The 12,540-nt window shown below is 58.0% G+C and carries 13 protein-coding genes and 1 tRNA gene; 6 read left to right on the top strand and 8 right to left on the bottom strand.

Annotated elements, in window-relative coordinates:
• Positions 1-88 precede the first annotated feature (88 nt).
• On the top strand, positions 89-466 hold the full coding sequence (locus tag ACJ8IM_RS13670) for a MysB family protein (protein ID WP_033638020.1): 378 nt from the start codon (positions 89-91) through the stop codon (positions 464-466).
• 33 nt (positions 467-499) lie between these two features.
• On the top strand, positions 500-1,045 hold the full coding sequence (locus ACJ8IM_RS13675; protein WP_033638019.1) for a GNAT family N-acetyltransferase: 546 nt from the start codon (positions 500-502) through the stop codon (positions 1,043-1,045).
• 6 nt (positions 1,046-1,051) lie between these two features.
• On the opposite strand, the gene ACJ8IM_RS13680 is transcribed toward ACJ8IM_RS13675, so the two are convergent.
• The 3 genes from ACJ8IM_RS13680 to mdoG all read right to left on the bottom strand — a co-directional run bounded on the left by ACJ8IM_RS13680 (position 1,052) and on the right by mdoG (position 5,581).
• Entirely contained in the window at positions 1,052-1,297 is a 246-nt protein-coding gene (locus ACJ8IM_RS13680; RefSeq protein ID WP_101455812.1) for a YceK/YidQ family lipoprotein, read from the bottom strand.
• Between the two features lie 164 nt (positions 1,298-1,461).
• A complete protein-coding gene (gene mdoH / locus ACJ8IM_RS13685) occupies positions 1,462-4,020 on the bottom strand; it encodes a glucans biosynthesis glucosyltransferase MdoH (protein WP_033654143.1) in 2,559 nt (852 codons plus the stop codon).
• The gene (mdoG, locus tag ACJ8IM_RS13690; RefSeq protein WP_170310366.1) at positions 4,013-5,581 is read right to left on the bottom strand and encodes a glucans biosynthesis protein MdoG; all 1,569 of its coding nucleotides are present in this window, start codon (positions 5,579-5,581) and stop codon (positions 4,013-4,015) included. The genes mdoH and mdoG overlap by 8 nt, the downstream gene beginning before the upstream one ends.
• A gap of 259 nt (positions 5,582-5,840) precedes the next feature.
• Between mdoG and mdoC the strand changes: the two genes are divergently transcribed.
• The 4 genes from mdoC (at position 5,841) to ACJ8IM_RS13710 (ending at position 9,882) form a co-directional block, all read left to right on the top strand.
• Positions 5,841-6,971: a glucans biosynthesis protein MdoC gene (mdoC, locus tag ACJ8IM_RS13695; protein ID WP_033654144.1), complete on the top strand. Its 1,131-nt coding sequence runs from the start codon at positions 5,841-5,843 to the stop codon at positions 6,969-6,971.
• A 303-nt stretch (positions 6,972-7,274) separates the two neighbouring features.
• Positions 7,275-7,499, top strand: coding sequence for a hypothetical protein (locus tag ACJ8IM_RS13700; protein WP_033638012.1), 225 nt, complete (start codon positions 7,275-7,277; stop codon positions 7,497-7,499).
• 283 nt (positions 7,500-7,782) lie between these two features.
• Positions 7,783-9,504 (top strand): potassium/proton antiporter, encoded by a 1,722-nt coding sequence (locus ACJ8IM_RS13705; protein WP_033638011.1) that lies wholly within the window; start codon positions 7,783-7,785, stop codon positions 9,502-9,504.
• A gap of 249 nt (positions 9,505-9,753) precedes the next feature.
• Complete coding sequence (locus ACJ8IM_RS13710; RefSeq protein WP_033638010.1) at positions 9,754-9,882, top strand: hypothetical protein; 129 nt, start codon at positions 9,754-9,756, stop codon at positions 9,880-9,882.
• A 62-nt stretch (positions 9,883-9,944) separates the two neighbouring features.
• On the opposite strand, the gene ACJ8IM_RS13715 is transcribed toward ACJ8IM_RS13710, so the two are convergent.
• The 5 genes from ACJ8IM_RS13715 to cho all read right to left on the bottom strand — a co-directional run bounded on the left by ACJ8IM_RS13715 (position 9,945) and on the right by cho (position 12,315).
• Entirely contained in the window at positions 9,945-10,076 is a 132-nt protein-coding gene (locus ACJ8IM_RS13715) for a hypothetical protein (RefSeq protein ID WP_015377413.1), read from the bottom strand.
• A gap of 69 nt (positions 10,077-10,145) precedes the next feature.
• Positions 10,146-10,649, bottom strand: coding sequence for a YlaC family protein (locus ACJ8IM_RS13720; protein WP_033638009.1), 504 nt, complete (start codon positions 10,647-10,649; stop codon positions 10,146-10,148).
• 123 nt (positions 10,650-10,772) lie between these two features.
• The gene (locus tag ACJ8IM_RS13725; protein ID WP_016928230.1) at positions 10,773-11,072 is read right to left on the bottom strand and encodes a sigma-S stabilization anti-adapter protein IraP; all 300 of its coding nucleotides are present in this window, start codon (positions 11,070-11,072) and stop codon (positions 10,773-10,775) included.
• A 185-nt stretch (positions 11,073-11,257) separates the two neighbouring features.
• Positions 11,258-11,354, bottom strand: a tRNA-OTHER gene (locus ACJ8IM_RS13730).
• Positions 11,355-11,466: 112 nt separating this feature from the next.
• Entirely contained in the window at positions 11,467-12,315 is an 849-nt protein-coding gene (gene cho, locus ACJ8IM_RS13735; RefSeq protein ID WP_033647447.1) for an excinuclease Cho, read from the bottom strand.
• Positions 12,316-12,540: the final 225 nt, after the last annotated feature.

Consider the following 12,540-nt stretch of genomic DNA (forward strand, 5'->3'; position numbering starts at 1 on the left):
CAGTGAGACAACAATTAGGTTTGACGTTTCCCCCACCGCACCGGCAGTGCCGCCGGGCGCTCTACTCTCATTGTCAACGGAGGCGAACATGAGCCTGTATGCAACCCTGGAAGAAGCCATCGAGGCCGCACGCGAAGAGTTTATCGACACCGCCGAAGGCGGCGGCGATGACGAACCGCCGGTGCCGCAGCAGTTCAATCTGCAAAAGTACGTGATGCAGGATGGCGACACGATGTGGCAGGCCGAGTTCTTCGAGGAAGAAGGCGAAGCGGTGGAGTGCCTGCCGCTGCGCAGCGGTGCGGCGGCGCAGGCAATCTTCGACGGTGACTACGACGAGGTGGAGATCACCGCCGAGTGGATAGATGAAAATACCCTGTACGAATGGGAAGAAGGCGACTTCCAGCTCGAGCCGCCGCTGGATACCGAAGAAGGCCAGGCCGCGGCCGATGAGTGGGATGAACGTTAACCCGCACTACGCACTCATCGCCAAGGAGGCAGCATGAATATTCGCCGGGCTCGCCCCACCGACTACCCCGCCATTTTGCAGTTGCAGGGGGAAAACGTGCCGGAAGCGCTCGACGAGCGCCAAAAACGGCAGGGATTTATCGTATCGCGCATGAATGAGGCGCAGCTGGCGGCGATCAACCGCGGCATCGGCATACTAGTGGCTGAACAGGAAAACCAACTGGCAGGCTTTGTTTGCCTGATGCCCGCCGACGTGCAACCGCGCCCGCCGGTGGTGGACGCGATGCTGGCGACGCTCGCCACGCAATCCTTCGCCGGACGCGCGCTGAATGAACTGCGGGTGTTTCTCTACGGCCCGGTCTGCCTCGCCGCCGCCTGGCGCGGCAAAGGCGTGCTGAAGCGCCTTTACGCTGCGGTCAAAGCGCATACCAGCCATGACTACGACGTGGGCGCGCTGTTTATCGACGACGACAATCCGCATTCGTTGGCCGCTCACGTGCAAGGGCTGGGCATGACGGCGCTGGCGCCTTTCCATTGCGGGCAGAAAGGCTATCAGCTGGTGGTGTTCGCCACCCGCTGAGCGGGTTTATTCATAGGGGCCGTGCTGGGCATCGAACGGCAGCATAACGGTGTCCACCACCATCGACAGCGGCACGTCTATCACCGTGACGTAACGCCAGGGCGTATCGCGCAGATCCCACTGCACGCCGGGATAGTACTGGTGGCCATGCCCCGCGCCGGGCACGGTGCGGCTGATAATGCTGCCGCAGCCGGTCAGGGCCATCACGCCGGCCGCCACGCAGGCCAGCCGAAGGTAGGAAGAGAGATTCACGACATTGACTCTGAGCAAGGGGGTTGTTTCGCGAGTGAACAACGCATCGGCCGCAGTCTACCACAGTTCCCTTTCTCCGCCGGCACCGGCGCACGTAAGCAAAAGGTAAAAAAAACGGGGAATGCGCCATGCGCATTCCCCGTCTGGGCGTTGCCGTTCAGCGATTAACGCCGGCCCGTTGGGTGCGCCAGCGGGTTGTGCGGCAACTGCTGATAGTGCTCACGCCAGGCGGCGCCTTCCGGCAACAGCCAGACGCGCTGGTGCAAACGAGCCAGCGTGACCGGATCGCTCAGCAGCTCCAGACGTTTGCCCTTCGCCAGCTTCTCCGGCCCCAGCTGCAGCGCTTCGTTCACCCGCTCCTCGCGGTTGCGATCGAGCGTCGCGCGCAGATGGTGACGCGCCGTCGCCAACGCCGTCGCCAGCGCGTTGAAGGACGGGTTGACCACCGCATGCATAAAGCCGTTGGTCAGCGCGCGATTGCGGTTGAGATGCAGGTATTCTTCCGTCGCCAACAGCTCACGCGGCGGGTTGTACTCTTCCGGGATCAGGAACAGCTTGGCGCGTTTGCTCTTCATGCCCAGCGTCGCGCGGCTCGACAGCACCGACACGAACGGCGACAGGATCAGCGAGAACACGATCGGCGCCAACCACCACAGGAAGCGCAGATCCAGCCACGCCATGCCGCCGGCCCACACCAGGCCCAGCAACATCTGCGAGCCATGGCGGCGGAAGGCTTCGCCCCACGGCGTATCGTCGTCGTCACGCTGCGGCGAATTCCACACCACTTCCCAACCGAGGAAGGCGCTCACCACGAACACGGTATGGAACAGCATGCGCACCGGTGCCAGCAGCACCGAGAACAGCATTTCCATCAGCATCGAAATGAACAGACGGAACGCCCCGCCGTACTCTTTCGCGCCCTTGGCCCAGATCAGCACGATGCTGAGCAGCTTCGGCAGGAACAACAGCACCAGCGTGGTGGAGAACAGCGCTATCGCCAGCTCGGGCCGCCACTGCGGCCAGACCGGGAACAGCTGCCGCGGCTGCAGGAAGTATTGCGGTTCCATCAGGGTGTGCACCACCTGCAACGCGGTGGAGAGCGCCAGGAACATGAACCACAGCGGCGCCGACAGGTAGGACATCACGCCGGTGAGGAACACCGCGCGGTGCACCGGGTGCATGCCCTTCACCAGGAACAGGCGGAAGTTCATCAGGTTGCCGTGGCACCAGCGACGGTCGCGTTTCAGCTCGTCCAGCAGGTTTGGCGGCAGCTCTTCGTAACTGCCCGGCAGATCGTAAGCGATCCACACGCCCCAACCGGCGCGGCGCATCAGCGCCGCTTCAACGAAGTCGTGCGACAAGATTGAACCGGCGAAGGAGCCCTCGCCCGGCAGTGGCGCCAGCGCACAGTGCTCGATAAACGGCTTCACGCGGATGATGGCGTTATGGCCCCAGTAGTGTGACTCGCCCAGCTGCCAGAAATGCAGGCCAGCGGTAAACAGCGGCCCGTAAACGCGGGTAGCGAACTGCTGCACGCGCGCATACAGGGTATCCATGCCGGACGCCTTCGGCGCGGACTGGATGATGCCGGCGTTCGGGTTGGCTTCCATCAGACGCACCAGCCCGGTGAGGCATTCGCCGCTCATCACGCTGTCGGCATCCAGGATCACCATGTAGCTGTACTCACCGCCCCAACGACGGCAGAAGTCGTCGATGTTGCCGCTCTTGCGTTTGACGCGGCGGCGGCGACGGCGATAGAAGATGCGGCCGTGGCCGTCGACATCGCGGCACAGCTCCATCCACGCCTTTTGCTCCGCCACGCAGATGTCCGGATCGTAGCTGTCGCTCAAGACGTAGATATCGAAGTGTTCCAGCTGACCGGTCGCGGCGACGGACTCATAGGTCGCACGCAGGCCGGCGAAAACGCGTTCGACGTCTTCGTTGCAGATCGGCATGATCAGCGCGGTGCGGTGCGCCGGATTGATCGGCTCATCGCCCTTGATGGTGGAGGAAATGCTGTATTTGTCCTTGCCGATCAGCAGCTGCAGGAAGCCCATCAGCGCGGTCCAGAAACCGGCCGAGACCCAGCAGAACAGTATGGCGAACAGGATCAGAATGCCGGTTTGCAGCACATATGGCAGCAGCTGCAGCACCGACTGCATCAGATCCTGATCCAGCATGGCGATAGGATCGATCAGCGCCCAGCCCTGATAAGGCAAGATGGTTTTCATGTACCAGGTGGCGATGCCGGTTTGCACCAGCATCAGCACCAGCAGCACATAACGGCGCATGGAGCCGACGGTACGCCAGCGGTTCTCGGCCTCGGCCTCCTCTTTGGTGGCGTGCCGGTTGTGCGGCGAACGCCCCAGCAGAGAATCCCAGAAGCGCGCCACCGGGTTGGTGCGCCAGGCTTCCGGGAACATGGTGGTTCGTTTGATCGGCGGCGTCGCCTTCAGAATGGCGCGCCCTTCGGCGTCGGTATCGAAGTCGTCATCGCTGACCGCATCCGGCCAGGCGTTTTCGATACGCGGTTTGACCGAGGCCAGCGCCACGTCATCCGCCGACAGGCTATTGACGTTGGCGTCGGCGGCGCCCATCTGCCGATGGAGCGCCTCCAGTGCCTGAGCGTCATCCGCCGTTTGAGGGTTGAGCGCCTCCGACCGCTCGGCGGTCAGAGGCAGCGCCGCAAGATAATCCTGGGCGGGTTGAGTAGGCTTATTCATTGGCAGGTAGCTGATAGCTCCAGGTTTCCGACAGAGTCTTATCGCCATTGACCAGCGCCGCGCGCATTTCTACCGGCTTCTTGTCGTCTTTCACTTTCAGACGCACCGTCAGGCGCCAGCCTTTGGTCACTGGGTTATAGCGGACGTTGTTTTCCACCATTTCACCGTTGTCGCCGATGCTGATCTGAGAGGCGACCGGGGTATTGGCGTCCAGCCCTTTCAGCACCGGGCCGACGAAGTCGACCAGGAAGGCCACGCTGCCGTCTGGCTCGCGAATCAGGTTGGACTGCTTCACGTCACCGGTCGAACGCATGGTGCGGGCCACATAGGCGATGTCCTGCGAATGCAGTTTGTCTTCATCGCGGGTGAAGTTCAGGCGGTAGCTCAGCGTCAGCGGCTTTTTGGCTTCCGGCAGCGTATCCGGCGTCCAGAACGCGACGATGTTGTCGTTGGTTTCATCCGCCGTCGGGATCTCCACCAGCTCAACCTTGCCTTTGCCCCAGTCGCCCTTCGGTTCAATCCAGGCGCTCGGGCGCAGATCGTAACGATCGTCCAGATCTTCATATTCTTTGAAGTTGCGGCCGCGCTGCAGCAGACCGAAGCCTTTCGGATTCTCGACGGTATAGGTGCTGACGGACAGGTGTTTAGGATTGTTCAGCGGGCGCCAGATCCACTCGCCGTTGCCGGCATGGATAGACAGGCCGTTGGAGTCGTGCAACGCCGGACGATAGTTCAACGTCGGCGACGGCTGGTTCGGCCCGAACAGGAACATGCTGGTCAGCGGCGCCAGGCCCAGTTTGCCCACCTTGTCGCGCAGGAACACTTTGGACTCGACGTCCACGGTGGTGTCGCGGCCCGGGATCACCGTGAAACGGTAAGCGCCGGTGGCGCGCGGGGAATCCAGCAGCGCATAGATCACCAGGTGCTTGTCGCCCTGCTTCGGACGCTCAACCCAGAATTCGCGGAAACGCGGGAACTCTTCGCCGGACGGCAAAGCGGTATCGATGGCCAGGCCGCGAGCGGAAAGCCCGTAAACCTGCCCTTTACCCACCACGCGGAAATAGCTCGCGCCAAGCAGGCTCATGATCTCATCGTTTTTGTCGGCGCTGTTGACCGGGTAGAGCACCTTAAAGCCGGCAAAACCGAGATTTTTCACCGATTCAGGGTCGTGTTTGACCGAACCGAAGTTGAAGTAATCCGGGCTGTACTTGATCTGTTTTACGCTGGTGGAGGTGACTTCGTTGATTTTCACCGGCGTATCGAAGTACATCCCCTGATGATAAAACTCAAGCTTGAAAGGGGTTTTCAGCTTGCTCCAATAGGCTTTATCGTGATTGAACTGAATCTGCTGATAGTCTGCGAACTTCATCTCGCGGAACTGAGAAGGAAGGTTGCTCTTCGGGGCTTCGAAACCTTTCGCCGCCAGATCCTGCGCCTGCTTGGCCACATCATCAATAGAAAAGGCCCATGCCGGCGAACTGAACAGCGTGAACAATACGGTAGCACCTAACCAACGAACGCTCGCGGCGCGTGGTTGTCCGGATAATATATTAACTAGCACATCCCCCCCTATTCGTGTGCTCAAATCATTTAAATCCATATTAATGGATTACTCAGCTTTCCGACAACATGATAAATGGATGGTTCATGTTTACGGCTCATTGTTTAAGCAGCTGATGGAACACCAGCGTAGCAAGCCGCGCAACAAGACGCTATGGAAAAATGCGGGGGGCTATAGTAGGGTTCCGGATAACAATTTAACGTTTGACGACTTATTAAGCGTGTTAATGAACTCTCGATTAAATCACCAGCGGTAATCTATGACTAAAGGCAGCAAACAGCGCGAGTTTTTTCTCGACTCCATCAGAGCCTATTTGATGTTGCTCGGCATCCCGTTTCACCTCTCCCTGATCTATTCCAGCCACGCCTGGGCGGTGAACAGCCCGTCGCCCTCTTTCTCGCTCACGGTGCTGAACGACTTCATCCACGCCTTCCGCATGCAGGTGTTCTTCGTGATCTCCGGCTACTTCTCCTACATGCTTTACGAGCGTTACGAGCGCCACCAGTGGCTGAAGGTCCGGCTGGAGCGGGTGGCGATCCCGCTGTTGAGTTCCATCCCGCTAATCACGGTGCCGCAGTTTTTCATGCTGAAATATTTCACCGATAAATTAAACGGCTGGGATGAGTTTTCTCTCTATCAGAAAATAAATGTAACAGTTTGGGAATTGGTGTCTCATCTTTGGTTCTTATTGACCCTGTCATTGTTAACCTGCGCCTGCTTTTATCTGTTCCGCAACATCAAGCGTCAACCCCGTGAACATATTCCTGCGTTAATAAACAGAATGCGTGGATTAGGAAACATCTCACTGTATTTCTTTATTTATGCGATATGCTATTCGGCCGCGCACCGCATTATTTTAATTTTTGCACCGCAGCTATTATCCAACGGCCTGTTCAATTTCGTGGTGATGGAGACGATGTTCTACCTGCCGTTCTTCATCCTCGGCGCTTATGCGTTTAAGTATGTGTGGCTTAAGGAGATTTTTCTGCGCCGCTCACCGCTGGCGCTGCTCGGTTCGCTGCTGTTGTTTATCGCATATATGCTGAACCAAAAGCTGCTGGCGCACAGCAGCTATATGTTCGAGCTGGAAGTGGTGATCAAAACCCTAATGGGGATCCTGATGACCAACGTGGCGTTCTCTTTCGGACATAACCTGCTGAATTATCACTCGCCGCGCATCACCTATCTGGTCAACGCCTCGCTGTTTATATATCTGGTGCACCATCCGTTGACCCTGATATATGGCGCTTTCGTGACGCCTTATATCGGCAACAACCTGTTGGGATTCTTGCTGGGCCTGCTGTTTGTGTTCTCGCTGGCCTTCGCGTTATATGAACTGCACAAACGCGTTCCGCTGCTGCGCTTCCTGTTCTCCGGCAAGCCGCAATAACCTTGGCCCCTGTAACCCAGAACATTTGCAGGGGCTTTCTGTCATATTACCGCCGCGCAAAAAGCCTATACTGGTCGTTTGCATGCAGAGCACACATTGCTCAGCCTGACGTCGCCCGTTAGGGCAAAGTGATACGGCTGCATAGATAACCTAGCCGTTATAACTGCAATGCATAAGTAGAAATCCGGATCCCTGCCTTACGGTAGTGATTGGGCTCAACACCCCCGAAGGGCTGCGCGATCGTTTAATTCATTCGATGGCGTTAGCTGCATCTCCCTTCCGTCACGACAGAGAGGATTTTGAATGACCGACAAGAACACCCCGGCTCAGGAAGCCATAGCGGAAAACGCCACCCTGCTGAAGATCCTCGGCAGGTTGCTGTCCGCGCTGGACGCCTCAATCAGCGGCAAAGAACGCAGCATTCTGGTCGCTGAGCTCTCCAACTTCAATCTCGACGGCATTTCCGAAGCGGAAAGCAAGCTGGCCTCCGAGCTGATCAAACGGGCGCTGGAATCGCTCGATCATTAATCCTACCGCGCCTGCAAACCATTAAGCCTGCCTGCGCGGGCTTAATGGTTTTTCCCTCAGCCACGATCGAACATTGTTGCCGAAGCAGAAATACAGCAGCCTGATAATGTTGGATAAAAGGCAGGAATCTCCCTCTTCTCCTCACTTTCTTCGTTTAATCACACCAAAGGGCAATAATTGATTGGTTGTTTTCGCAATCAGCCTTGGCGTTTTACCCACTAAACACGTTATCATCGACACACTCGCAGTGCCCCCTATCCCCCAACCTCAGGAGAGCGATATTTTGGATGCCAGCACCATTAACAGTTTGTTCGTCATCGGTGCCGTGCTGGTGGGGGCAAGCATTCTGCTCAGCTCATTTTCTTCCCGGCTCGGCATTCCGATCCTGGTGATCTTCCTGGCGATCGGCATGTTGGCCGGCGTCGATGGCCCCGGCGGCATCGTCTTCAGCAATTACCCCGTCGCTTATCTGGTCAGCAACCTCGCGTTGGCGGTGATCCTGCTCGACGGCGGCATGCGAACCCGGGTCAGCTCTTTCCGCGTCGCCCTGTGGCCGGCGCTGTCTCTCGCCACCATCGGCGTGGTGATCACCGCCGGTCTGACCGGCATGGCCGCCGCCTGGCTGTTCAATCTCGATCTGCTGCAGGGGCTGCTGATCGGCGCCATTATCGGTTCCACCGACGCCGCCGCGGTATTCTCCCTCTTGGGGGGCAAAGGTTTGAACGAACGCGTCAGCGCCACGCTGGAGATCGAATCCGGCAGCAACGATCCGATGGCGGTGTTTCTCACCATCACGCTGATTGCGATGATCGCCGCCGGGGAAACCGCGCTGAGCTGGGCCTTCCCGCTGCATCTGATGCAGCAGTTCGGTATGGGCATCGTCTTCGGTCTGGGCGGCGGCTGGCTGCTGCTGACGCTGATCAACCACATCAAACTGGCGGACGGCCTCTATCCGCTGCTGGCGGTGAGCGGCGGCATTCTTATTTTTGCGCTGACCACCGCGCTGGACGGCAGCGGCATTCTGGCGGTGTATCTGTGCGGCCTGCTGCTGGGCAACCGGCCGATCCGCAACCGGCACGGCATCGTACAAACCTTCGACGGCCTGGCGTGGCTCAGCCAGATCGGCATGTTCCTGGTGCTTGGCCTGCTGCTCAACCCGCACGAGCTGCTGCCGATCGCCATCCCTGCCCTGCTGCTGTCGCTGTGGATGATCCTGTTCGCCCGTCCGCTGTCGGTGTTTATCGGCCTGCTGCCGTTTCGCAGCTTTACCCTGCGCGAGCGCGGCTTTATTTCCTGGGTCGGCCTGCGCGGCGCGGTGCCGGTGATCCTGGCGGTGTTCCCGATGATGGCCGGGCTGCCCAACGCCCAGCTGTTTTTCAACGTGGCGTTCTTCGTGGTGCTGGTCTCCCTGCTGCTGCAAGGCACCACGCTGTCGTTTGCCGCCAAAAAAGCCAAGGTGATCGTGCCGCCGGCGCTGACGCCGATCTCCCGCGTTGGGCTGGACGTGCACCCGGAAAACCAGTGGGAACAGTTCGTGTATCAGCTTTCGGCGGAAAACTGGTGCGTCGGCGCGGCGTTGCGGGAACTGAAGATGCCACCCAATACCCGCATCGCCGCCCTGTTCCGCGGCAAAGAACTGCTGCATCCAAGCGGCAGTACCCGCCTGCGGGAGAACGATATTCTGTGCGTTATCGGCCATGAGCACGACCTGCCCATCCTCGGCAAACTGTTCAGCCAGGCGCCGGCCGTGACGCTCGACGAGCGCTTCTTCGGCGACTTTATCCTGCAGTCGGATGCCCGTTTAAGCGACATCTCGCAGCTTTATGGCCTCAATCTGCAAGACGACGTGGACGAGCAGCAGACGCTGGGCCAGTTCGTCATTCAGCTGATCGGCGGCGAACCGGTGATCGGCGACCAGGTGGAATGGGACGGCCTGACCTGGACCATCGCCGAAATGGACGGCAATCAAGTCAGCAAGATAGGCGTGCGGATCGTAACCGACTGACGCTGCCGCACCGGCTGCGTTATCAGACGAGGGAACTTCTGGCCTTAAGAACGTTCTTAATCACTATCATGATGCATGAAATAGGGCGTCGCTGAATTATATCCCTTTGATATAAAAACTTAACAGCGGCGTCCACAGGGATTAAGGACGTGAACGGCAAGACTCGATTTCTTTCGGTAATGATGCTTATGGCGCTGGGCGTAGCAGCGCTCGATCTCAGCATCGCCGGTTTGGTCCATAGACTTTTAATTGGATAATTTCAACGTGACGCAGCAGGAACAAGAAAAAGACATTCTGGGGAAAATACTGGTGACGGTGTCCGCGCTTTGCCTGATTCTGGTGGCGACGTTGCTAATCTGGGGATTCGTGCTGGATTGACACCCCACGACGCTCAGACATAAAAAAAACCGCCGCGGCGGTTTTTTTTATGGGGCAGGCGATCAGATCTTGCAACCTTCACAGTCCGCTTCGTCTTCGAGGAACTCAGGGACCTCTTTTACCTTTTGCGCCGCTTTTTCTTCGGCTTTCGCCAGTTCGGCATCGATATCAAAATCGAAAATATCATCACTCATCGCTTGATCCTCATTCTGCTTCGCGTTCAAACGCTGAGTATAATCGACAAGCCGCCGGCCGGAAACCTTTCAGTTTGCCGCCGCCAGCTGCGGCTGCTCATCCTGCGGCTTTTTTCCGTACGCCATGTCGTACACGTCGTAGAAGTCGATTTCGCCTTTGTTGCCGATGATCACGCGCATCTTCTGTTTCAGCGCGGCGCCGATGGACGGCTCCTCCAGCAGTTGCTGCACCGCATAGGGCGACAGCGCGCGGGTAAAGTACCACTCGCCGTTGTAGCAAACCCGCAGATCCAGCACCCCGATGTCCTCGAAGCGGTATACCGGCCGGATCTCGATCAGCAGCATGGCGAACATGAACAGCACAAAAGCGGTGAAGCCCAGGAAAGCATATATCCCCATGTACGGCACCTGGTACATCACGGCGATCACCGCGAAATAACCGGCGAACATGGCAAGGCACAGATAGCGGTGAGTGCGAGCGAATTCGCTGTTGAAGCGCGGCTTGCCGTCACGCCCTTCGCGCCGATTGATCTGTTCAATCTCTTTAACCAAGATGCTTTTAATCGCGTCCATCGTTACAACCTTATGCTGGAAACAGCATTGCCATCAAATCTCACCGCTAAAAGTACCACAAGTACAGTTTCGCCAGGTAGATCAGTTAGCCAACTTAATGGCTGCAACTGTTATAGTTCGGCTTCAGCGCGGTTGGGCGGCCTTGCCTTGCGCAAACATGAACATGCGCTGGGCCACATCGTCGGCCTGTTTGATTTTCTGCTTTTGCGGTTCGTTGCTGCGTTGAATGGCGCGGGCGTAGGCGATTTCATGGGCCTGATCGATCATCGCGATGATCCGATCGCGTTCGGTCTTTTCCATATTGCCCAACATGGTGGTGATAATCGCCTGATAAGCGTTGGACGCGGCGCTCAGCGCTTTCTCTCTCGCCTCGAGGGCGGCGACGCGTTGCAAGAGTTCCTGCAGTTGCTCGGAGTGAGACATATCGACCTCCTGTTGCCGGGCAGCAAGCCTGCCTGATTACAGTTTAGCAAAGGATCGAAAGAGAAAGAGGAAGGAAAGCCAGCGGTTACGGTAAAGCACACCCGAAAATCCCAACGAGGAGCCGATAGTGCAAATCAACCCGGGTGCGCTTTACGGTAAGCGCGGTGAGATGAAGGGAAGAAAGCTGGCGCGCTATGCAGGACTCGAACCCGCGTCTATCAATTTTCAAGCCAAAACAAGCCATTATAAAACCAATCACTCTGCCAACTGAGTTAATAGCGCGTTCCTTCGCTTCGGGGCGCCATTATCCATAACAACATTATGGACTCAAGCTTTTTTAGCATAATGCGCTGAATTTACAGATAAGTCTTAGGCTATCGACAGCGTTATGGCATTACGGCAGCTCAATAATCCGATAATCGCCGGCCATGAGCGGCTTGCACAAAATCTTGTAGCCATCGCTGTCAAAATGGCTGGCCGCACTCTGCAGCCGCTGCGCCTGCGCCAGGCTGCTGACCGAGCCCAGATAAAACCAATTGTGAATCACATGGTACTGACGCAGCGTCTCGCCCTGTTCTTCCAACGCCACGCGCCCGGCGAATGGCCAACAGGCGATGCGCAGTTGTTCAAGCGCCGCGCTGAGCCGCCGCGCATGTTCCTGCGCCGACTCCACGCCGCAGCAGGCGCCGGCGCACTTGCGCAGGCTGTAGCGGAAGCAGGCTCGCCCCGCGGGCAGCTTGTCGATCCCCAGCTTGCCATAACATAAACGATGCTCGTCGGCGATGGCGCGCAGTTTTTCCAGCGCGGCATGGCGATTGGCAAACAGCCCGTAGAGGTGGGGCGTGACGGCGAAATCGATCTCTTTGGCGTGGGCAATCGTCACCGTGTCCGCCTGCAGACGCAGCGCACACAGCTGTTTCGAGCGCCGCAGGCGTTTGTTGAACAACGGTTGTTGCTGCTTGATCAACTGCGCCTCCAGCAGCAATGCGCCCAACTCGCCGGCGGTCTCGATAAAGCTGATGCGCCGGGTTTGGCGCAGCATTTTCGCCTCGTCCTGCGCGCGAAAATGCGCCATTACGCGGCTGCGTACGTTGACGCTTTTACCGATGTAAAGCGGCAGGCTTTCGCTCTCGCCGTGGAACAAATAGACGCCCGGCCCCTTGGGCAACGGCGCCAGACAGGCGCGCAGGTGCTCCGGGTATTGGTAAATGTCGAGTTCCGGCTCGAGGCGGTTTGGCATCATGGCGGCGGCGTTATCCTGCTGATGAATGAATACTGGTTTTTTACCCAGTATAACGCGCCACACAGCCGGTTGCACCCCGAAGGATAATAACTCGCCGTGATCTTTAGCGGGAAAGCCTTTACTATCTCCTTTCCAGCGGGAAAGCGCCTCACGTTTAGCGCCAGTTCAAGCTGGCGCTGCCATGATGGCAGACTGGAACCGCCGCTTTTATCGTTATGGAAAACC

The organism is Serratia sp. CY33525 (genome assembly GCF_052169115.1).
GTDB classification, from domain to species: Bacteria; Pseudomonadota; Gammaproteobacteria; order Enterobacterales; family Enterobacteriaceae; genus Serratia; species Serratia sarumanii.